Raw genomic sequence first — 21,031 nt, forward strand, 5'->3', positions numbered from 1 at the left:
CCAAGACCGACCCGGAGACGCGATGACTGCGACATGCTCGCCCGCTCGCGCGGCCTTAATCGCCGCCTTCCTCCGCTGCGCTGCGGAAAGCACCGAGCGGCCGCGACCGCTGGCTTCGAAATGGTGACCCCGCTGCGGCGCAGTGCCGCTCGCAGCCGCGCCGTCCTCGGAGCGCTCTACGCGACCCCCACCGCGGTCATGGTCGGCCTGTTCTTCCTGGTGCCGCTGCTGCTGGTCGGCTGGATGTCGCTGCACAAGTGGCCGCTGCTGGGCGCGCCGACGATGAACGCCCCCGACAACTACACCCGCATCGCCGACAACGAGCTGGTCGCCTCGGCGGTCTGGTTCACCGTCAAGTACACGGTGCTGATGACGGTGGGGCTGTTCGTGGTCGCGTTCGGGCTGGCCATGCTGGTGCAGCAGCGCCGGCGCGGGGTCGGCTTCCTGCGTACGGCGTTCCTGCTGCCCATGGCCGTCGGCTTCGCCAGCGCCTCGCTGCTGTTCCTGGGCCTGCTGTCCGACGAGATCGGCCCGATCAGCGACCTGCTGCGCAAGCTCGGTGTGATCGACGGGTACGTCTCCTGGACCAGCGGCAGCTCGGAGTCCGCGCTGGGCTCGGCGATGGTGCTGGTGCTGTGGCGCTTCGCCGGGTTCAACATGCTGATCCTGCTCACCGGCCTGCAGGCGATTCCGCTGGAGGTGTACGAGGCGGCGCGCATCGACGGCGCGAGCCGCTGGCAGACCTTCCGCCGGGTCACCATCCCGCTGATGCGGCCGACGATCGCGCTGGTGCTCACCATGATGATCACCGGTTCGCTGCTGGCCTTCGACCAGTTCTGGATCCTCACCCGCGGCGGCCCGGACAACAGCACCACGTCGCTGGTGATGGTGATCTACCGGGAGGCGTTCATCCGCCTCGACCTCGGCTCCGCCGCCGCCATCTCGGTCGCGCTGCTGGCCGTGCTCGTCGTCTTCAACGTCATCCAGCTCGGCGTGCTGCGCCGGCGCTCCTAGGAGAGGCAACCATGACCAGGTCTTCCTTCACGAGCCGGTGGAGCTATTACGTCACCGGCACGGCGCTGGCGATCCTGTTCCTGTCGCCCCTGCTGTGGAGCGGCTGGGCGTCGCTGCGCACCGGCACCGGCTTCGGGCTGGAGAACTACGACCGGCTGTTCACCTCCGACAACGGCATCCGAGTGCACCACATCGTCAACAGCATCACCGTGAGCGCGCTGACCGTGGCGGGCACGCTGCTGGTGGCGACCCTGGGCGGGTACGCCTTCGGCCGGTTCCGCTTCCCCGGCCGGGACCTGCTGTTCCTGCTCACCCTGGCGATCCTGATGGTGCCCTACGCGACCATCCTCATCGCCCTGTACGTCCTGCTCGGCTGGATCGGCCTGCAGGACAGCCTGATCGGCCTGAGCCTGGTGCTGATCATGTTCCAGCTGCCGTTCTCGATCTTCATGATGCGCAACTCGTTCGAGGCCGTGCCCCGCGAACTGGAGGAGTCGGCCCAGGTCGACGGCTGCAACAGCGTCTCCACCCTGATCCGGATCATGCTGCCCGCGGTGAAGCCCGGCCTGGTCACCGTCGGCCTGTTCGCGTTCCTGACCTCGTGGAGCGAGTTCTTCGCCCCGCTGATCCTGCTGAACTCGACCGACCGGTTCACGACCACCCTGGCCGTGGTCAACATGCGCACCGCCAGCCACGGCTCCATCGACTACGCCGCACTGGAGGCCGGGGTGGTCTTCATGGCCGTGCCCTGCCTCCTGCTGTTCGCCTTCATGCAGCGCAGCTACGTCCGGGGGTTCACCTCCGGCGCGCTGAAGGGCTGAGCAGCCCGACAGCCCCCGGCCGTGCCCGCCCCGCCTACCCGGCGGGCGCGGCCGGGTCACCAGACCTCTCACCGCCGAACACTCACCGCGTTCCCCCCAACCGTCCCCCAAGTGGAGGTGAACAACATGCCACTGCTTTCGCGCCACCGGCGCAGAAGCCTGGCACTCGGCCTGTCCGTTGCACTGGCCGCCGGAGTGGTCGCCGTACAGGCGAGCAACCCGGCGATGGCGGCGCAGACCATCGGCTTCCCCACGTTCAGCGGCCCGGCCATCCCGGCCCCGCCGGTGGGCTACACCAGCGGCAACATGATGCAGGCCATCTACAACGCGGAGTCGGGCGGCACCGACTTCTGGATGGACCGGCTGCTGGCCCGGCCCGGCAACGACCCGGCCGGCACCTGGCTGATGACCCGCGGGCGTGCGCTGTACATGAAGACGCACACCCCGGGCACGCTCGGCTTCGCCGGCCAGGCCGCCTACTGGGAGAGCATCAACAACGGCAACGCGTACACGGTCGCGGTCACCCCCGGCACGTTCACCGAGCAGGTGAACTCGCGCTGGCAGGCGCCCAGCCACTGGAAGAGCGTGCACACCAGCGGCTCGATCACGATCAACCAGACGAAGTTCATCACCGACAACAACGTCGCCGTGACGAACCTGTCGATCACCAACGGCGGCAGCAGCTCCACCACGCTGCAGCTGCGGGCCACCTCGCCGTTCGCCACCTCGGGCAGCGGCAGCGAGCTGACCGGCCAGGTCAACGCGTACAACAACCTCACCACGCTGTACCCGCGCCTGACCGGTGACGGGTTCACGGTCTCCAGCGGCGGGCTCAACCGCTCGGTGACCATCGCCGCGGGCGCGACCGTGACCGCCAAGGTCGTCATGGGCTTCGTCGCCAACGAGATCCCGGCGTCGCTGACGGAGTACAACGCCTACGCGGGCTACAGCAACGCGACCGCGTTCGCGACGCACGTGCGGGCGTACAACCTGTGGTGGGCGCAGAACCTGCCCTACATCGACGTCGCCGAGCCGGCGATCAAGAAGAACATCTACTACCGCTGGTGGCTGATGCGCTTCAACAACCTCGACGCCGACATCCCGGGGCAGACGTTCCAGTTCCCGACGTCGACCGAGGGTGTGCTGGGCTACAACAACGCCATCGTGCTGACCCAGCCCATGCACATCGACGACCTGAAGTACCTGCGCAACCCGATCTACGCGTTCGGCAACGTGCTGTCGACCGGGCAGGTCTCCAAGGGCGGGCGCTTCCTGGACAACCCGGGCGACCCGGAGAACTGGTCCAACAGCTACACGCAGTACATCGGCGAGGCGGCGTGGAAGGCCTACCAGATCTACGGCGGCCAGCCGGCGATCGCGGGCAACATCGCCAAGTACTCCGAGGGTGACGTCAAGGGCCAGCTCGCCTTCTACGACACCAACAACAACGGGCTCATCGAGTACGACTGGGGCGCGCTGACCGGTAACGACGCCGACGCGGTGTCGTTCCACTACCGCTCGGGCCGGATGGACCGCGCGGAGTCGGCCTACCAGTACTCGGGGGCGCTGGCGGCGGCGCAGGCCTACGACGCGATCGGCAACACGACCAAGGCCGCCGAGATGCGCACACTGGCCACGAGGATCCAGAACGCGATCACCGGCGTGCTGTGGAACTCCAGCCGGCAGCTGTTCGAGCACCGGTACCCCGACGGGACCTTCAACCCGTGGAAGGAGATCAACAACTACTACCCGTTCGCGGTCGGCGCGATCCCGAACACCGACACCTACAAGCAGGCGCTGCGGCTGTACGACAGCCCGGCGCAGTACCCGATCTTCCCGTTCTACACGGCCAACCAGGTGGACAAGGCGGCCGCGGCCGCGCAGGGCCAGCCCGGCTCGAACAACTTCTCCACCATCAACTCCACGGTGCAGTTCCGGCTCTACTCCTCGGTGCTGCGCAACTACCCGAACTCGTGGATGACCGCGCAGGACTACAAGAAGCTGCTGTACTGGAACGCCTGGGCGCAGTACCCCAGCGGCAACACCCAGTACCCGGACGCCAACGAGTTCTGGGCCGACTGGAACGGCTCGTCGATCCAGTACCGCTCCTGGATCCACCACAACATCCTGGGCTCGTCCAACTGGACCGTCATCGAGGACGTGGCGGGCCTGCGCCCGCGCAACGACAACAAGGTGGAGCTCTCGCCGATCAACATCGGCTGGACCCACTTCGCGATCAACAACCTGCGCTACCGCAACGCCGACCTGTCGATCGTCTGGGACGACCCGGCCGACGGCGTGGTCCGCTACACCGGCATCCCGCAGGGCTACTCCATCTTCATCAACGGCAACCGCGTCGCCACCGTCAACAGCCTGGTCCCGTTCACCTGGGACCCGGCCACGGGCGCGGTCACCACCAGCGGCACCGTCGCCTTCAACATCGCGGTCTCGGGCCTGCAGGCCCCGACCCAGGTGGTGCACAGCGAGGCCCGGATGACCGACATCATGGCCAAGGCCGGCGTCGACCTGACCGCCAACCTGACCAACCTGGCGGCCATGGGCACGGCCAGCGCCTCCTTCACCGGCTCGGGCACCAACCTGGCCGGGGCCCGGGACGGCTTCCCGATCAACGAGCCCTACTGGGGCGCGGGCGGCTCGTCCAACAGCCAGGACTGGTACGAGGTCAACTTCGGTTCGCCGCAGACCTTCAACGAGGTCCGGCTGTACTTCAAGGACAGCCGCCCGGCCAGCGGCACCTACCGCGCTCCGTCGGCGTACGACATCCAGTACTACAACGGCAGCGCCTGGGTGACCGTGCCCAGCCAGGTCAAGAGCCCGTCGGCGCCGCGTGCCAACTACAACGTGGCCACCTTCACGGCGGTCAACGCGCAGCGGGTACGCGTGCTGGCGACCAACGCCTCCGGGGCGAAGACCGGCCTCACCGAGATCAAGATCTTCAACCGGGGCGGCGTCCAGCCGCCGGACCCGCCGGTGTCGACCAACCTGGCCCTGTCGGGCAGCGCGGTCTGCTCGTACACGTCCACGTGGGAGGCCTGCTCGGCGATCAACAACGGTGACGAGCCGACCAGTTCCAACTACGGCGGCACCAACCAGGGCAACCGCTGGGGCACCTGGCCGGAGACCGGCACCCAGTGGGCCGAGGTCCAGTGGTCGTCGGCCCAGTCGGTGAAGCAGGCCCAGGTCTACTTCTTCGACGACGAGCAGGGCATCGACATGCCGTCCACCTGGAAGCTCCAGTACTGGAACGGCAGCGCCTACGTCGACGTCCCCGGCGCGAGCACGTACACGCTCACCAAGAACGCCTACAACACGATCAACTTCACCTCGGTGAGCACCACGAGACTCCGCGTCTCCCTCACCGCCACCGGCACGGCCTCACTAGGCCTCCTGGAGGTCAAGGCCTTCGCCTGACGAGCAAAGGAAGGGCACCTTCACATCGCTCCGCGATGTAGAAGGTGCCCTTCCCATCATCCGAGCTGTGTTTCAGCTGGTCGGGCTGGGTGCCGGGGTCGGGGCAGGCGTGGTCGGCAGGTTGAGGCCCGCGTACACCTGGTTGAGGACCGTCGGCAGCAGCACGTTGGCCGTCGTGCGGCCGGCCGGGTCGAGGGTCAGGTTCGTCCAGATCACCATCGTCACGTCGTTGGCCAGGTCATGGCCCATGAACGAATTGAAGCCCGGCATCTCGCCGCCGTGGAAGTGCAGCGCCACGTTCGGCGCGATCTGCTGGTACGCGATGCCGTACCCGTACTGCTGCCCACTGGCCCCGGCGGCCGGGTCCTCGGCCTGGAAGCTGCCCAGCCACTGCCGCTGCATGTCCGCCTTGAAGACCTTGCCTCTGGCCAGTGACTTGATCCAGGTGGCGATGTCCTCGGCGGTGGAGATCGCTCCGCCCGCGGCGGCCGCGTACGACGGGTTCTGGTTCGTGTAGTCGATCGGGGCCAGCGTCCCGTCCCGCATGGCGGCCTGCATGTCCGCCGGGTACGGCTCGTCGGTCATCGCGTAGGCCGAACCGCCGTAGAGGTAACCGTGCGAGCCGGGGGCCGGGATGGTGTTGTCCTCGGGCGCGGGCAGCGACGTCTGGCCCAGCCCCAGCGGGGCGTACAGCCGCTCCTGGAACTGCCGGCCCAACGGCCCGCCGCCGACCTTCTCCGCGACCAGTCCGAGCAGGATGAAGTTGGTGTTGTTGTACTCGTACTCCGTTCCCGGTTCGGCGTTCGGCGGGTGCCGGAACGCGATGGCCAGCACTTCCTGCGGCGTCCACACCTTCGCCGGATCGGCGTCCATGGTCGCGGACAACTCCGGCGCGTCCGTGTAGTTGTACAGGCCGCTGCGCATCTTCAGCAGCTGCTCGATGGTGATCTTGTCCCCGTTGGGCACGTCCGGGACGTACGTCGAGATCGGGTCGCTGAGCTTGAGCTTGCCGTCCTGGGCCAAGAGCAGGATCGTCGCGGAGGTCATGGTCTTGGTGTTGGAGCCGATGCGGTAGTGCGTACTTGTCGCGGGCGGCGTCTGGACACCTCGCTGGAGCGTGCCGGACAGCACCGTGTTGACACCCTTCGGCGTGCAGACCAGTACCACGGCCCCGGGGACCAGCATCTGCTTGACGGCGGTGTCGACGGCGGCCTGCAGGGACGCCTGGTCGATCTGCTTCAGCACGGATCCCCCTGGTGACGGTGTGGCCCCCGCGACGGGCGGTGCGCAAGCCGGCGCGACCGGGGCGGCCGCCGCGGGTGTGCCCGGCGACACGACCGCGGCCGACCAGCTCACGGCCAGCATCGCCGCGCACGCCAGGCGGGCGCCCCGGGCTGGTGACCATGGTGTTCCGCGCCGAGAGCGCAGATCCGTTCCGCTGACCGCCCGAGAACGCCTCAACATCGCCATCACGGCCTTCGTCGTGACCTCCCGGAACGCCGGTTGTGCCTGACCGTCGACGGCACCGAACCCGTCCATCGTAGTTCCGGGTATCGGCTCGTTTTGCCTGGTCAAGCCATTCGCGGACCGCTGCCGCCGGGGTCGGCCCGAAAAGCCGTCGAGCTTGCCGCCGGCCGGTGGGACCATGGCCCGATGCAGATCGACAGCGATGCGCGCGGACGGATGGTCGCGCCGAAGAATCTCATGATCAGTGAGTACGAGTTCGAAATGAACAGCTGCTGCCCGCAGACGCTGGGGGAGCCGCTGTTCCTGTGGCGGGGTGAGTCGATGTGGACTGACAACGAGGGCCTGGTGGTCGAGCGCCTCGACGGCAGGATCGTCCATCACCCGCTCCGGCACCACCGCCGGAATGGAGATCGGCGTTCCCGCGCCTGATCCACGGACGTTCAGCCGTCCCGGCGGTGTCCTGCTGCCTGCCGTTTGTGCTCGTGGCACAGCGCGGCCGTCGGCTGGCCGCAGTTGCCGCACCAGGTGAGGGGCACCTCGTCGGCGGGTAGGGTGGGTCTGCGCCGCCGGGCCGACCACAGGCCGGCGAGGAAGCCGACGGCCAGGCCCGCGATCGCTGCGGCGAGCGTGTCCAGCCCCGACATGGTCCGTCCTCCGTTCGCGGTGGCGGTGCCGGGACGGATGAAGCACTGGCCATGGGCGTCGCGGCACCGGGTCCGTGCCGGGGTGCGCGCTGCGGGCGCGTACTCCGGCCCTGCCTTCGACAGTATTGAGGTTCACCGTTGTGGGTGGCACCATTTGGCACCACGGGCTCTAATCTGGAGTAAGCGCCCCTCGCCTACCTCGTAGGACACGCGATGAAGTCACTCGAACGCCCGTCACCCGAACCGATCGGCGACAAGATCAGGCGGCTGCGTGAGATCCGCGGCTACTCCGTGCGGCACGCGGCGGCGCTGGCCGGGATCTCGCACACCCAATGGGGGCGGATCGAGAAAGGGCAGCGCAGCGCCGACAACCGCTTCCAGCTCGCGGACATCGCGCAGGCGCTCAAGGTCTCGCTCTCCGATCTGACCGGCGCGGCTGGACTGGTGGCGGGGGACTACGCGCACACCCGCACCGCCGTCGCGCAGACGATGCAGGCCGTCATCGAGGCCGACCTCGAAGACCCGCCACTGGCCGAAGCGGTGCCGCTCGACCTGCTCATCCAGCGGCTCGAACTGGCGCAGAGCCTCCGCTTCAAGTGCGACTACACCGGCGCCTCGTCGGTGCTGCCGGAGCTGTTGAAGGGCCTGCACGCCGCGTCGTTCGGGGCGGACCGGGTGGGCGCGCTGCGGGGCCTGGTGCTGGCGCAGGAGACGGCGTCGTTCGTGGTGCGGTACCTCGGTGACCCGGCCGGCGCGGTCATGATCGCCGACCGGAGCCGCCAGGCCGCGGCCGCGCTCGGCGATCCCGTCATCATGGGCCTGTCCGCGTGGACGCAGGCGCACGCCGCCGCCGGCTGCGGCCTGTACTCGCGCGCCCAGCGCATCGCCGACCGGGCGGTCGCCGACCTGGAGCAGGCCGCGGGCCTGCCGGACGCGCGGGAGATGCTCGGCCAGTTGCTGATGGTGGCCGCGTTCACCCGGTATGCGCAGGGCGATGTCGGCGGGTCCGTCAGCGCCGTCGCCGAGGCCGAGCGGCTGGCCGAGCTGACCGGGCAGAGCGCAGCGCTGGGCTTGAACTTCGGCCCGACGAACATCCGGTTCTGGCAGGTCAACATGGACGCCGACGGCGCGGACCCGGGACGTGCCGTGGAGATCGCCAGGAACGTGAACCCGAACGACGTGCCGGTCGTGTCCCGGCAGGCCGGGTTCCACATCGACGTGGCACGGGCACTGGCCAACATCGGGCAGGACCAGGCCGCCATCCGGCAGTTCCTGATCGCCGAGCGCATCGCACCGCAGCGGGTGCGCATGTCGCCGATCGTGCAGGAGACCGCGCGCGGCATGCTGGAGCGGGCCCGCCGCGGCACCGGCTGGGTGGAGCTGCGCGGCTTCTGCGAGCGGGTCGGCGTCGGCCTGTGACGGCACCGCGGACCACCGTCGTGTACGCGAGCGAGCAGCCGCCCGCCGGCTGGCAGGCGTCGGTGTTCGTCGCGGGCCCGATGCCCCGCGACCCCGACCTGCCGTCATGGCGGCCGGAGGCCCTGCGGCTGATCGAGGAGCAGTGGTCGGTCGGCGGGCCACTGGTGGTGTTCGTGCCGGAGCCGCGCGACCGCCACCGCCCGCCGGTCGGCTACGCGCACCAGCTCTGGGAGGACCGGTGGATGTCGGTCGTCGACGCGATCCTGTTCTGGGTCCCGCGCGAGATGCCCGGCACGCCCGGCCTGACCACCAACGTCGAGTTCGGCCGGTACGAGGGCAGCGGCCGGGTGGCGTTGGGCATGCCCCCGCACGCGCACAGCGTCCGCTACCTGCGGCACTTCGCCGATCTGCACGAAGCTCCGGTGGCGGACACGCTGCCGCGGACCGTCTCCGCCACGCTCGGTCTGGTGGGGCGCGGGGCCTGGCGTGAGGCGGGCACCCGGGACGTGCCGCTGCTGGTCTGGCGTACGCACGCCTTCCAGACCTGGTGGACCGCCCTGCTGTCGCGTGGCGAGCGGCTGCTCGGGGCACGGGTGCGGTGGACCTCGGGTGTCGCCGCGACCTCGTGGGTGCTCGACGCGACGGTCGCGGATCCCGCCGACCGTGTCGAGTCACGGCGCGTGATGTGCCTGGACGGCTCGGGCGTTCTGACGGCGGTGATCCGGGCCGCCACGGCAATGGTTTGAGCGGATCGGCGGTGCGCCTGCTACGCAACGATGTCATACCTATGTAGCATGGATGGTATGACATCGCCTGCTCGCAGAGTCACGGTCTACCTGCCCGGCCACATCGCCGACCTGGTCGAGAGCCAAGGTAAGGGCAATCAGTCGCGGTATCTGGCCGAGGCCGTGCAGATCCTCGAGCGCCGTCGGGCGACTCAGGCGATGCTGCGCGAGGCGGGGTATCTCGTCACGGCCGAGGGCGTACAGCGGATGCGGGAGCGGGTGCAGGCCCTGGAGGCGCGTCGAGCGGGTCGCGCGTGACCGGCCACGACGATGCGGTCGAGCCGCAGGTCCGCGTGGTGCTCGACCTGTCCGCGCTGACCGCCTACGCCCGGCTGGCCGGTATGGGTGTCGCGGAACTGATCGCCATGGTGGAGGAAGACGACGGCACCAGCCTCGTCGGCGTCCCGGCCGGTCAGTTCCTCGCCGCGCACTGGCAGCTCGAAGCCGACGAGCAGCAGCGTTTGATCAGCCTGGTGAGCCGACCTGAGTCGGTGACGGTGGTGCTGCCGTTACTGGGCGTCGACGTCGTTGACGCCGTCGAGATCGGCCACGGTATGGGGCACGCGGTGATCGAGGCACAGCGCCGGGGCGCGCTTCTGGCCACGTATGACGGTGACGCGGCGCGCCGGTACCTGGACGACGAGAGCGTGCTGGATCTGTTTGACAAGTAGCCCTGGACTTCTCGGCAGGTTCGTGCCGAAATGACCATCTGCCGGACAGAGAGTGAGTGAACCGTTACCGTTTGGGCATAATGTCCCACTTTGGCGGTTGCTGTTCTCTGTGAGGCGCACCATGCACGTATCCCGGCTTCGTCCCCTACTGCTCACCTGCACCCTGCTGGCCGGCGGGTGCACCGCGGCCTTCAACGCCGACTCGCGAGCAGCGTCCCGCACGGTCATGCCCGGCGAGCTGACCACCGTCGTCGCGGGCGCCACCGGCGCGGAACTCGCGGTCCACGCCAGCCGATCATTGTTCAGCCAGGCCCCGGCCGTCGTACTGGTCGGCGAGCAGGACGCGCCGAGCCTGGCGCAGGCCGGTTCCGTCGCGGTCGAACTCGGGGTGCCGGTGCTGCTCACCGCGGCGACCGACACCACGGCGGCCGCGGTGCGGGAGGAACTGGGACGGCTCGCGCCCGAGACCCTGATCCCGATCGGCGACGCGGCCACCGGCTGGGCCAAGGACAACGCGGCCAAGGGCCAGGAGGTCAAGCCGTACCAGGGCGGCGGTCTGCCCCGGCTCGGCGCCGTGGCCCCGCTGGACCAGCTCGTCGTGCTGACCCTCGACCGGGCCGACGCCGCGGCCGCGACGGCCACCGCCAAGGCGAGCCGCGCCCAGGTGCTGGTGCTCAAGGACCCGGACCCGCGCGCCGACGACGAGGTCATCAAGGCGCTCACCGGCCGCCCGACGACCCGGGTGATGGCTCTGGGCAGCGCGTTCGGGCCCGCCGAGCGGCTGCGCAACCGGATCGCCACGGCCGCCACCGGCACGCTGCTGCCCGGCGGACGCCAGGTGGTGTTCCCGAACCGCCGCCTGATCGCCCTCTACGGCCACCCCGGCGACTCCGGCCTCGGCTCACTCGGCGAGCAGGGCGTCGAGGCCGCCGTCAAGCGCGCCCGCAAGGTCGCCGGCCAGTACGCGGCCATCGACAAGGGCCTGGTCGTGCCCGCCTTCGAGATCATCACCACGGTGGCGTCCAGCGACCCGGGGCCCGACGGCGACTTCTCCAACGAGTCGACGGTCGAGCACCTGCGCCCCTGGGTGGAGGCGGCCCGCGCCGCGGGCATCTACGTGCTGCTCGACCTGCAGCCCGGCCGGACCGACTTCCTCACCCAGGCCAAGCGGTACGAGGAACTGCTGGTGCAGCCGCACGTCGGCCTGGCGCTGGACCCGGAATGGCGGCTCGCCCCGCACCAGCGGCACATGGTGCAGATCGGCTCGGTCGGCGCGAACGAGATCAACAAGACGGCGGCCTGGCTCGCCGAGCTGACCCGCAGCCGGCAGCTCCCGCAGAAGATCCTGATGCTGCACCAGTTCCGTACCGACATGATCACGGGCCGGACGGGCATCGACACCAACCTCGACGAGCTGGCCGTGGTGATCCACGCCGACGGCTTCGGCTCGGCCAGCGAGAAGATGGCGACCTGGGACAACGTACGCGCCGAAGCGCCGAACCGGGTCTGGTGGGGCTGGAAGAACTTCTACGACGAGGACAAGCCGACGTTCTCGCCGAAGGAGACCATCGCCGTCGAACCGTCCCCGGTGTTCGTCTCGTACCAGTGATACCCGGTCACGTGGCCGCCATCGGATACCCGATGGCGGCCACGTCGTCGTGCAGGTCGGCGAGGGCCGTCGTCGGGTTCAGCGACCGGACGAGCGCGTCGGTCAGCGGCTGGTGCGCGACCACCTGCCCGACGGCGGCCGGGTCCACCTCGATCTCGTAGTAGTCCTCGGCGAACGCCACATACCTGGCGACGATGTCGTCCAGCAGGATCGCGAGCATGCCGGCGCCGTCCACGGAGTCGTCAGGCGGGAAGACGATGCCCTCACCCGCGTGCCAGTCCTCGTCGCCAGCCAGCCGCCACAGCACGGCGGTCGCGAGGAACTGCCCGGTCTCGTCGCCGAACGCGGGCTCCGCCGCCTGCGGGCCGAACACCTCGGGCAAGCCGTCGAGCAATCCAGGCCACAGCTCGCGGTCCGGATCGCGGTACGGGGACATCTCGGACTCGTGATCGAACACGCGGATGAAGACGCCGTCGGAGGTGAACACGACGGCCCACTCGTCACCGCTGCCGTTGCTCATCAACGCAGCCTCGTCGTCGCCCCAGTCGCGCGTGTAGACGTAGTACGGGTCCGTGTCGATGACGCGTTCAAGCACGGCGAGCGCTTGACAGCGACCGCGCAGCACGTCGATGGCGGGCAATGCGGCGGCTATGTCGTACACGTTCACCGGATGACCCTAATCCCGACCAGCCTGCGAAGGCCGGCCGGTCAGTTCCAATTGGTCGCGGTGCAGGTCGTCAGCCGGCAGTCCTCGCAGATATACAGGGTGCGCCAGCCGTGGCCGTACTCGCGGAGGTAGTTCTGCACGGTGACCACATGGAACATCAGGCGGTCGCACGCGCGGCAGTGCGGGTTCGGATAGAGGCCTATCGCGGGCCCGCCTGCCGTGCCGAAGACACCCGGCGTCGACAGGATGTGCCAGTTGGCGTAGACCAGGTCGGCGTCGTACGGCCGGAGCAGGACCGTGCCGAGGTCGCGCCCGCCGTCATTGTCGACGGCGTCGTCCTCGCCGCCCGGCTCCTCGGACGTGAGAACCTCGTCGTGCCACCGGCCGTCGTCGCCGACAGCCGCGGACAGCGTCCAGCCCAGGGAACCGCGCGGACTCGCCAGGTGAACCCGTTCGGCCGGCCAGCGCGGCATCCCGGGGATCTCCGCGATGCGCAGTGACAGGTAGTGCCAGGCCACCGGGGTCGCATCCGGATCGCGTACGACCTGAGCGAGCGGCAGCCCGACGGGGTGGTCCGCGGTGAGCAACTCCGCGGGATCGGACGCCGGGCGCAGGTGCACGGCCCGTCGGTGCGAGGAGAACCGGCGCTGCGCGGGACCGGTCGGCGGGGTCCAGACGCCGCAGTCCTCGAACTCCTGCCGGTCCGCGCCGCCGCGCACCAGCTCGGCGATCGCGGCGTGCGCCGGCTCGGTGCCGATCGCGGCCAGCGCCCACGCCTCCCGGTACGACCAGCGTTCCCGCAGCCGCCGCACCAGGTGTTCGACGCAGGCGTCGGGCGCTCCGTCCAGCAGGACGCACATGTCGTCGAAGCCGATCCCGAACCCGTCGAAGAGCCGGGTGACGACCTCTTCCTGATGGGGGCGGAACAGCTCCGGGCACACGCCCGCCACGTACGCGAACTCCTCGCCCAGGCCTTCGCGCAGCCGGTCGTCGCTGGCCGCGCGGCCGAGCAGCTCCACCAGCGCGGTGACGTCTGCGGCCGTGTTCGCGGAGGAGGAAGCGCCGCTGCGGCTGGTCTCGATCGGCATCCGCGGACTGTACCGAACGGTCCTGACGTCACCCGGCCGCTGCCGACCAGATCACGCGGCGAGCGCGGCCGGCCGCTGGAACGGCCGGTCCCAGGCAGCGACGCGAGCATCGGGTCCCGCCGCGCGGAGCACCACGTCCAGGACGCGGTCGGGGTCGGCGGCGTAACTCGAGCTGAACCAGGCCATGTTCGCCTCCACGACGGCCCAGTGCTCCTCGCCGCGGTCGGCGTCACCGGCCAGCCCGACGTCCACGACCACGGCGCTGGGCAAGCTGTCCGCATGGGCGTCGAGCAGGCCCGCGGCGAAGTCGAGCACGGCGTCGCGGTGCCGACAGGCGTCGAGCGGGGCCGGGTCGAGCCGACCGCCGGTGGCGTACCGGCTGGCGGCGTGCACGGTCCCGTCGAGGACGAACAGCCGGTACTCCACCAGGAACGTCACGATGTCGCTGACCAGCACCGGGGTGTCGGCGGGCAGGCGCTCGTCGCCGGGCAGGCGGGAGCCGTCGGCGTACACGGCGGCGGGCAGGTGCTTCTCCCGGGGCGGCTTGACGAACATCGGCGTACGCGACCAGCGCGCCTCGCCGAGCGTGGTCAGGGTGATGTCGCGGCGGGTGTACTCGTACGGCAGCCGGGTCAGCCAGCCGTCGTCCGGTTCGAGCAGCGCGAGGCCGAGGTCCGCGGCGACCGCGCCCGCGAAGACGGGTCCGCCGAAAAGGTGCGCGCCCGCGCTCTGGCGCAGGTGGTCCGGCACCGCCGGTCCGGGCAGCTGCTCCACGGCCAGGCCACGCCGCCGGGCTGCCGTGGCGAGCAGCTCGGCGGTGCTGTCGGGGCGCGGGGGCAGCACCAGGAAGTCGGTGTCGGGGCGGCCGATGGTCATGACCGACGATTATGGCGATCCGCGCCGCCGCCGTCGTCCCGTTATCCGTGGACGACCGCGGTGGCGCGGCCTGCTCGACCGTCAGTTCTGACAGCGAGGATGTAGGAGCGGGTCACCCGGCTGTCTGACCCTAGTCCTGACAGCCGAAGACGAACCCGAAGTGGCGCAAGACGTCCTCGGTGCTCGGCGACCGGCCGGTGTCGGTCGTGATCGAGACCGTCAGCTGCCGTGACGCGTCCCGGGTGTGGAACGAGAAGGTGTCGAAGCCGAAGAAGCCGCCGTGTTTGCCCCAGACGGCCGGGCCGCCCGGCAGGTGCGCCCGGACGAGACCGAGGCCGCTGTCCGTTTCGGGTGTCACCCACGGTGTCGGGGTGAGCACCTGCTCCAGCTCGACGGGCCCGAGCAGCTCGCCGCGCAGCAGAGCGGCGAAGAACCGGTTGACGTCGTGCGCCGTCGAGACGATGCCGCCGGAGGCCCACGCCGTGGAGCGGTCGAAGACGCTGACGTCGACCGGCCCGTCCGGGCCGGGCAGGTAGCCGTGCGCGTGCGGCGGGGGCAGGCCGGGGTCGGTGTCCCGCACCGTGGTGCCGCTCAGCCGCAGCGGCTCCAGGATGCGACTCTCGACGTGCTCGGCGTACGTACCGCCGGTGGCCCGCTCGATGATCATTCCGGCCAGCACGTAACCGGTGTTGTTGTAGGCGACGGCGGTGCCCGGCGGGAACTGCGCGCCACGCCGCTCGGCGAGGGCGACCGTATCCTCGGGCCGGACCCGCAGGCCCCGCCGCGACAGCACCACCTCGACGTCCAGCCGGCCGTCCACTGCCCAGGCGTCGGTGTAGTTGTACAGCCCCGCCGTGTGCATGAGCAGCTGCCGGACGGTGATCGCCGAGCCGTCGGCGAGCATTCCGGGCAGCCACCGCTCGACGGTGTCGTCGAGGCGCAACCGGCCGTCGCCCACCAGCTGGAGCACCGCGGTGGCGGTGAACGTCTTGGTGACGCTGCCGATCCGGAAGTGACCGGACGGGTCGACCGGTGCGCCGGTTCCGCGTTCGGACACGCCGCCGGCCATCGCGTACGTGCCGGCGGCACGCACCTCGGCGAGAGCGCCCACCGCCCCTTCACCGACCAGCGCGTCCAGGGCCGCTTGCAGCCGTGCGGCGGTCACAGCCGGGCCCGCCTGCGCACCAGCACCGCTCCGGTGGCGATCAGGATCGCGGTGACGGCGGCGGGGGCCAGGATCCAGGTCATCCTGGTCTCATTGCCCTGGTAGCTGGGCAGGTACTGGTGGCCCATCGCCGAGAGGGTTATCGGAAGCGGCAGCACTGCCGCCGCCAGCGCCGCCCGCGCGTCCACGAACGACCACACCAGCGCACCCAGGCAGACGGCCGCCAGCGCGAACGGCTGCCAGCCGAGCGAGCCGTCGAAGGACGTCGGCAGGAGGACCGCCGACAGCGGCACGGCGAGCAGCCACCACACGGGTGTCCCGGGCACGGTGGGCTGTCGGCGCAGCAGCGGCGTCATCAGGACGATCGCCAGCGCCAGCGGCCAGAACTGGTAGTCCGCCAGCCGGTCCTCCAGGAGATACCAGCTGGCTTCCGCCCATCCGGTGGTGTTCCGGCTGTCCGGGCGGACCATCGTGACATATGTCTGCAGATGCGGGCCGATCTGTGCCCACAACTCGCAGGCGAACGCCGCCCCGGCGACCGCGGTGGCCCGCCCGTAGCGGCCCCGGGCGGCCAGGAGCAGGGCCGGCACCCCGAGGACGGTCGCGCCGACGAACCCGAGTTCCGACTCCAGCCGCAGCCCGTCGCCCAGCAGATCGGAGAAGACGACCCGGCCGGCCCGGGCTGCGGACACCGCGGCTCCGTAGGCGAGCAGCAGCAGCGCGGCCACCCGAATCGCCGACAGCCAGGCCTGCCCGACCGGCAGGCCCTCTGGTGCGCTCACCCGTGCCCGCAGCGCACCGAGCACGAGCGCACTGGTCTCGCGCAGTGGAGGCCGCCCCTGCCCGGCCTCCGCCGCGTCCATGAGCGTGCCGAGCATCTCCGCGCCGCGGTGGTCCCGGTATGCCTTCGGGTACAGCCGCAGCAGCCGCTCGTAGCGGCGCGGCGTCTCGGCGCTCACGCCGGCACCGCCCCGGGGCGTACGACCGGCGCCGTCTTCGGGCCGTGCTCGGTGACGATCCGGGCCGCGTCGGCCAGTCGTGCCGCTTCCTCGCGCAGGGCGACCAGCCCGGCCTCGGTGAGCGTGTAGTAACGGCGGGCCCGGCCGTTGACGATCTGCTCGTCGGAGACCCGGACGAGCTGCTCGCCGGCCAGCCGGTCGAGTGCGGCGTACAGCGTGCCGGTGGCCAGGCGCACCTGTCCGCGCGACAGCTCGCCGGCACGTTTGATGATGGCGTAGCCGTGCAGCGGTTCGTCCTGCAGTGAAGCGAGGATGTAGTACGTGGGTTCGCGCATCCTCATAGGAGAGACAGTCACGAACGCAAGATATTCTGATGATCTACGTATGTAAAGAGGTGCTGGCGGGTCGGGTCAACGGTGTGCCCCGACCCACCGGGAGCCCTGGCGGACCGCAGGTCTCGACGCGCGGTCACGCGACCGGAGCCGCGGCCTTCGCCAGTACCCAGGCCTGCCGGGCGACCAAACCGACCACCGCGACCATGACCAGGCCGTTGACCGCGTGCAGTCCGAAGACCAGCGGTCCGGCCGTGTCGCCGAGCGCGCGGGCGAGCTTCGCGATCACCACCTGGACCGCGGTCAGCCCGGCGACCGCGGCGGCCAGGCCGATGAGCCGTCCCGGCAGCCGGCCCAGTGCACCGACGGCCGCCATCACCAGCGGCAGCAGGAAGATCACGTAGCCCAGCACGTGGTGGGGCCGGTACGACGAGCCGTCGGGGTCGGCCGCGCCGCTCGCGGCGAAGTAGAACTCCGCCACGACGACCAGCAGGAGCAGGGCGGCCAGTGCGGCGAATGCCTTTCGCATCGGATCACTCCTCGAACTCGATCGCATCGCGACGCGGCTCGGCTGCCGAGCCCGTCGCGGATGCTGGATGGTGTCTCACCGACCCGACGACACAGCAGTGGCGGACGTGAGGTGACGTGCCGGACCTCACAATCCGATGCGCCGCTGTGCCGCACCGGTCAGAGTGGACGTGATCAAGGGAGGCGGCGCGGCATGGGCGATCGGACGGAGCCGGCAGGCACACCCGGCGCGGCTCTGGACGCGGTCATGGCCGAGCGCCGTCAGCTGATCAATCTGGCGTACCGGCTGCTCGGCTCGCTGGCCGAAGCCGAAGACGCGGTGCAGGAGACGTACGCCCGCTGGTATGCCCTGTCCGACGAGCAGCGGCAGGCCGTCGAGTCGCCCGGGGCGTGGCTGACGAAGGTCGCCGGCCGGATCTGCCTGGACGTGCTCGGTTCGGCGCGGGCCCGGCGGGAGCGCTACGTCGGCGAGTGGATCCCCGAGCCGCTGCCCGGCCGCGGGACCACCGGCGATCCGGCCGACCGGGTCACCCTCGACGAGTCGGTCAGCATGGCCTTCCTCGTCGTGCTCGAGGCGATGACCCCGGCGGAGCGGGTCGCGTTCATCCTGCACGACGTGTTCTGCCACTCCTTCGCCGAAGTCGCCGAGATCGTCGGCCGCACCCCGGCGGCCTGCCGCAAGCTGGCCTCCTCCGCGCGCGCCCGGGTCCGCGCGTCCCTGGCCACGGCTGCTCCGGCCACCGAGCACGCCGCCCTGGTCAAGGAGTTCAAGCAGGCCTGGGAGAGCAAGGACATCCAGGCCCTGATCGCCCTGCTCGACCCCGCCGTCACGGCGATCGCCGACGGCGGCGGCCGGATCAGCACGGTGGTCCGGCCGGTCGAGGGGGCGGAGCACGTCGCCCGCTACGCGGTCGAGATCGCGGGCTGGATTCCCGGCCTGACGATCCTGGAGTGTACGGTCAACGGCCTGCCCGGCCTGGTGGCCCAGAGCAACGGCGTCACGGTGACGGTGATGGCCTTCCACGTCGCCGACGGCCGGATCGCCCGGATCTGGGGGGTGCGCAATCCCGACAAGCTCCGGTCGTGGACGGTGGCACCGCCGCCCTGACGCCGTGCATCATGGCGTGATGACCGACACGGGGGAGTCGTGGGGCGAGGCGGCCGACTGGTATCCGGACATCGTCGCGACAGGCGATACGCGCCGCGCGTGGCAGGACGAGTTCGACCGGCAGGGCCTGGCGCTGCGAGCGGAGCTTCGCGACGGTGGGAACCCTTATCGCAACGCGACCGTCTCGGCCGGTGAGTTGCGTGCGGAACTGCTGCTGAGCCCTTGGCGGCGGAGGTTCTGGCTCTTTCTGCGCGACGGCCGTCGGACCCTGTTGTCGGGGTACGCCGCGGACCTGGCGGAGGCGACGGGCGCGGCGCGGCTGTGGCTCGACGGGGCACGGCCCGGCGAGGCGGCGGCGGCGTGGCCGTTCCTGGGTTCGGTGGCCCTCGCCGAGGCGCGCGAACGGGGCGACCACGGCGAGGCGACCTGGCTCTCGCTGTACGAGAACCACCGCGCCGATTCGATCGGTGTGCGGCTGCGTGCCTTCGTCGCGCTGGCGTTCCACGAGCCCCGGTTGCGCGCGTTGCGGCCGTACACCAGCCATTGGACGCTGTGTTTCAGCAGGACCGACCAGTGGCCGTACAGCCGGGACCTGCCCATGGTCGATCCAGTGGCGACCCCCGACCGGTACGTCGTGCGCTTTCGTGACGGCCGGGTCCACGACGAGACCGACGCCGCCGGCACGCTTCGGCTGGTGCTGGCCGAGCTGTCGGAGTGACCGCGTCTCGGCGGAGTACGCCGCCCGCCGAGACTCGCCGCGCTCTTCGGCGTCAGCGAATGACGGCGAGGTTGGCCATGTCGACCACCGGCCGGTAGCCCAGCGCGGTGTAGAGGCTGTTCGAGGCCGGGTTGGCCTGGTCGGTGTACAGGCACGCCCGCGCGCCCGCGGCCTGGATGCGCCGGGAGACCTCGGCGACGGCGTTGCCGGCCCAGCCGCGGCCGCGCTGCTCCGGCGGCGTGTACACGGGACCGATCCGGGCCACCCCGAACGACGGCGGATTCGCCCCGGTCAGGTGCACCGGCTCGTCGTCGGCGTCCAGCCAGAACCACAGGTCGCCGTTGCGCAACCGGCGCAGCAGCTCGTCCCGCTCGGGCGCTTCGTGCGCGCTGGCACCGCGGGCGCGGCCCGCCTGCTCGTCGGCGTCGCCCATGAACGCCTCGAACCACTCGGCGACCAGCTCCACATCGTCCTCGCGGGCGGGAGCGAGGCTGCCGGGCGACGGCTTCGGCGGGACCAGGTCGCCGAGTTCGTACAGCCGGGTGTGGTGGCGGACCGCGACCCGGCCGTCGACCAGCCTGGCGAGTTCGGCGGCGCACCGCTCGACGGCCGGCAGGGCTCCGTTGACGGCGAGCACCTCCTCGCCGCGTCCGACCAGCGCGCGGGCCAGCCCCACCGCCGCGGCATCGGGCATCGGCAGCAGGAACATCGGGTACGGGGCGCTGGTCGCGGTGCGCATCCCGGTCCCGACCACCGCGCCGGAGTCGTCGTGCACGACGAGCCACCAGTCGCGGTCAGGCGGTGCGATCCCGTCGGCCTGCTCAGACAACTTCCGGTGGGCGTTCGTCGCCACGACGGTGCTGACGACCGGGTCGGCGGCGAGGTGCTCACCGGCGACGGCCATGAACTCGCCAGGATCGGTGAGGAACCGCAAGCGCAGGCCCGCGTTCGGGATGGCGATCATTTCCGAAGGCTAGCCAGCAGCGGGACACCGGGCAACGGAGTTGCGCGCCTGGCGGCCGGTGTCCGACCCGGCAAGTAGCATTCGACGGTCTTACCGGATCGGTGTGCGAGCCGGGCCTCGCGCGCCGGTCCGGGCCGAGTCGAAGGAGCTGACGTGATGGCCGGTCCCGCTGACGAGCACCGCAGTACCGCCGAGCAGTTCACCGAACGCGTGCGCGGCGTGGCCCCAGGCGACTGGGATCGTCCGGCGCCGTGCCCCGGCTGGCTCGCCCGTGACGTGGTGGGTCACCTGGTCGAGTGGTTTCCGGGCTTCCTCCGGGCGGGCACGGGGATCGAGCTGCCGAAGGGCCCGCCGGTCGCGCAGGACCCGGTCGCCGCCTGGACCGTCCACAGCGACGCGGTGCAGGCCCTGCTCGACGACCCCACCACGGCGGACAAGGTCCTCACCAACCCGAACATCGGCGCGATTCCCCTGGACCAGGCGGTCTCGATGTTCTACACCACCGACGTCTTCCTGCACACGTGGGACCTGGCCCGGGCCACCGGGCAGGACGAGCGGCTGGACGCCGAGCGGTGCGCCGTGCTGCTGGAGGGGATGCTGCCGATGGACGCCGTACTGCGCACCAGCGGACACTACGGCCCGAAGGTCGAGGTCCCCGACGACGCCGACCCGCAGACGCGCCTGCTCGCCTTCATCGGCCGCACCCCCTGACCCTGGCCGCACAGTTGCCGATGATCGTCCGAGTTGCCTGGCAACCGTGGGAA

At 70.6% G+C, this 21,031-nt stretch carries 22 protein-coding genes; 12 read left to right on the forward strand and 10 right to left on the reverse strand.

Translation table 11 applies throughout. From position 1 onward, the window contains the following. Nucleotides 1-120 precede the first annotated feature (120 nt). The 3 genes from AB0B35_RS25665 (at nucleotide 121) to AB0B35_RS25675 (ending at nucleotide 5,267) form a co-directional block, all read left to right on the forward strand. The gene (locus AB0B35_RS25665) at nucleotides 121-1,014 is read left to right on the forward strand and encodes a sugar ABC transporter permease (protein ID WP_361049594.1); all 894 of its coding nucleotides are present in this window, start codon (nucleotides 121-123) and stop codon (nucleotides 1,012-1,014) included. 11 nt (nucleotides 1,015-1,025) lie between these two features. Continuing rightward, the gene (locus tag AB0B35_RS25670) at nucleotides 1,026-1,835 is read left to right on the forward strand and encodes a carbohydrate ABC transporter permease (protein WP_361049596.1); all 810 of its coding nucleotides are present in this window, start codon (nucleotides 1,026-1,028) and stop codon (nucleotides 1,833-1,835) included. Between the two features lie 126 nt (nucleotides 1,836-1,961). Beyond that, nucleotides 1,962-5,267, forward strand: coding sequence for a discoidin domain-containing protein (locus AB0B35_RS25675; protein ID WP_361049598.1), 3,306 nt, complete (start codon nucleotides 1,962-1,964; stop codon nucleotides 5,265-5,267). A 72-nt stretch (nucleotides 5,268-5,339) separates the two neighbouring features. On the opposite strand, the gene AB0B35_RS25680 is transcribed toward AB0B35_RS25675, so the two are convergent. After that, complete coding sequence (locus tag AB0B35_RS25680; protein ID WP_361049600.1) at nucleotides 5,340-6,512, reverse strand: serine hydrolase domain-containing protein; 1,173 nt, start codon at nucleotides 6,510-6,512, stop codon at nucleotides 5,340-5,342. Between the two features lie 408 nt (nucleotides 6,513-6,920). Between AB0B35_RS25680 and AB0B35_RS25685 the strand changes: the two genes are divergently transcribed. Beyond that, a complete protein-coding gene (locus AB0B35_RS25685; RefSeq protein ID WP_361049602.1) occupies nucleotides 6,921-7,163 on the forward strand; it encodes a hypothetical protein in 243 nt (80 codons plus the stop codon). A gap of 11 nt (nucleotides 7,164-7,174) precedes the next feature. On the opposite strand, the gene AB0B35_RS25690 is transcribed toward AB0B35_RS25685, so the two are convergent. Further along, entirely contained in the window at nucleotides 7,175-7,378 is a 204-nt protein-coding gene (locus AB0B35_RS25690) for a hypothetical protein (protein ID WP_361049604.1), read from the reverse strand. Nucleotides 7,379-7,591: 213 nt separating this feature from the next. Between AB0B35_RS25690 and AB0B35_RS25695 the strand changes: the two genes are divergently transcribed. The 5 genes from AB0B35_RS25695 to AB0B35_RS25715 all read left to right on the forward strand — a co-directional run bounded on the left by AB0B35_RS25695 (nucleotide 7,592) and on the right by AB0B35_RS25715 (nucleotide 11,862). Continuing rightward, nucleotides 7,592-8,797: a helix-turn-helix transcriptional regulator gene (locus AB0B35_RS25695; protein WP_361049606.1), complete on the forward strand. Its 1,206-nt coding sequence runs from the start codon at nucleotides 7,592-7,594 to the stop codon at nucleotides 8,795-8,797. Then, complete coding sequence (locus AB0B35_RS25700; protein ID WP_361049608.1) at nucleotides 8,794-9,543, forward strand: hypothetical protein; 750 nt, start codon at nucleotides 8,794-8,796, stop codon at nucleotides 9,541-9,543. Before AB0B35_RS25695 ends, AB0B35_RS25700 begins: the two co-directional genes overlap by 4 nt. Nucleotides 9,544-9,600: 57 nt before the next feature. Continuing rightward, a complete protein-coding gene (locus tag AB0B35_RS25705; RefSeq protein WP_361049610.1) occupies nucleotides 9,601-9,840 on the forward strand; it encodes a hypothetical protein in 240 nt (79 codons plus the stop codon). Next, nucleotides 9,837-10,253, forward strand: a complete 417-nt coding sequence (locus AB0B35_RS25710) for a hypothetical protein (RefSeq protein ID WP_361049612.1) — start codon at nucleotides 9,837-9,839, stop codon at nucleotides 10,251-10,253. Before AB0B35_RS25705 ends, AB0B35_RS25710 begins: the two co-directional genes overlap by 4 nt. A gap of 121 nt (nucleotides 10,254-10,374) precedes the next feature. Continuing rightward, on the forward strand, nucleotides 10,375-11,862 hold the full coding sequence (locus tag AB0B35_RS25715; RefSeq protein ID WP_361049614.1) for a hypothetical protein: 1,488 nt from the start codon (nucleotides 10,375-10,377) through the stop codon (nucleotides 11,860-11,862). Between the two features lie 7 nt (nucleotides 11,863-11,869). Here AB0B35_RS25715 and AB0B35_RS25720 read toward each other — a convergent pair whose 3' ends face one another. The 7 genes from AB0B35_RS25720 to AB0B35_RS25750 all read right to left on the reverse strand — a co-directional run bounded on the left by AB0B35_RS25720 (nucleotide 11,870) and on the right by AB0B35_RS25750 (nucleotide 17,478). Beyond that, a complete protein-coding gene (locus tag AB0B35_RS25720; RefSeq protein WP_361049616.1) occupies nucleotides 11,870-12,529 on the reverse strand; it encodes a hypothetical protein in 660 nt (219 codons plus the stop codon). Between the two features lie 41 nt (nucleotides 12,530-12,570). Beyond that, complete coding sequence (locus AB0B35_RS25725; RefSeq protein WP_361049617.1) at nucleotides 12,571-13,617, reverse strand: hypothetical protein; 1,047 nt, start codon at nucleotides 13,615-13,617, stop codon at nucleotides 12,571-12,573. A gap of 51 nt (nucleotides 13,618-13,668) precedes the next feature. Continuing rightward, entirely contained in the window at nucleotides 13,669-14,493 is an 825-nt protein-coding gene (locus tag AB0B35_RS25730) for an ATP-grasp domain-containing protein (RefSeq protein ID WP_361049619.1), read from the reverse strand. 130 nt (nucleotides 14,494-14,623) lie between these two features. Next, complete coding sequence (locus AB0B35_RS25735; protein ID WP_361049621.1) at nucleotides 14,624-15,658, reverse strand: serine hydrolase domain-containing protein; 1,035 nt, start codon at nucleotides 15,656-15,658, stop codon at nucleotides 14,624-14,626. Beyond that, on the reverse strand, nucleotides 15,655-16,617 hold the full coding sequence (locus AB0B35_RS25740) for a hypothetical protein (RefSeq protein WP_361049623.1): 963 nt from the start codon (nucleotides 16,615-16,617) through the stop codon (nucleotides 15,655-15,657). The genes AB0B35_RS25735 and AB0B35_RS25740 overlap by 4 nt, the downstream gene beginning before the upstream one ends. Beyond that, nucleotides 16,614-16,952: a PadR family transcriptional regulator gene (locus AB0B35_RS25745; protein ID WP_361049625.1), complete on the reverse strand. Its 339-nt coding sequence runs from the start codon at nucleotides 16,950-16,952 to the stop codon at nucleotides 16,614-16,616. Before AB0B35_RS25745 ends, AB0B35_RS25740 begins: the two co-directional genes overlap by 4 nt. Before the next feature lie 133 nt (nucleotides 16,953-17,085). Continuing rightward, nucleotides 17,086-17,478, reverse strand: a complete 393-nt coding sequence (locus AB0B35_RS25750; RefSeq protein WP_361049627.1) for a DUF6220 domain-containing protein — start codon at nucleotides 17,476-17,478, stop codon at nucleotides 17,086-17,088. 192 nt (nucleotides 17,479-17,670) lie between these two features. Between AB0B35_RS25750 and sigJ the strand changes: the two genes are divergently transcribed. Beyond that, nucleotides 17,671-18,585, forward strand: a complete 915-nt coding sequence (sigJ, locus tag AB0B35_RS25755) for an RNA polymerase sigma factor SigJ (protein WP_361049629.1) — start codon at nucleotides 17,671-17,673, stop codon at nucleotides 18,583-18,585. 19 nt (nucleotides 18,586-18,604) lie between these two features. Further along, nucleotides 18,605-19,303, forward strand: coding sequence for a DUF6193 family natural product biosynthesis protein (locus AB0B35_RS25760; protein WP_361049631.1), 699 nt, complete (start codon nucleotides 18,605-18,607; stop codon nucleotides 19,301-19,303). A gap of 52 nt (nucleotides 19,304-19,355) precedes the next feature. On the opposite strand, the gene AB0B35_RS25765 is transcribed toward AB0B35_RS25760, so the two are convergent. Then, a complete protein-coding gene (locus AB0B35_RS25765; RefSeq protein ID WP_361049633.1) occupies nucleotides 19,356-20,267 on the reverse strand; it encodes a GNAT family N-acetyltransferase in 912 nt (303 codons plus the stop codon). 156 nt (nucleotides 20,268-20,423) lie between these two features. On the opposite strand from AB0B35_RS25765, the gene AB0B35_RS25770 reads away from it, so the two are divergent. Further along, the gene (locus tag AB0B35_RS25770) at nucleotides 20,424-20,978 is read left to right on the forward strand and encodes a TIGR03086 family metal-binding protein (protein ID WP_361049635.1); all 555 of its coding nucleotides are present in this window, start codon (nucleotides 20,424-20,426) and stop codon (nucleotides 20,976-20,978) included. The last annotated feature ends 53 nt before the right edge of the window (nucleotides 20,979-21,031 follow it).

Origin of the sequence: Catellatospora sp. NPDC049133, assembly GCF_040648455.1 — a bacterium.
Lineage (GTDB): Bacteria > Actinomycetota > Actinomycetes > Mycobacteriales > Micromonosporaceae > Catellatospora > Catellatospora aurea.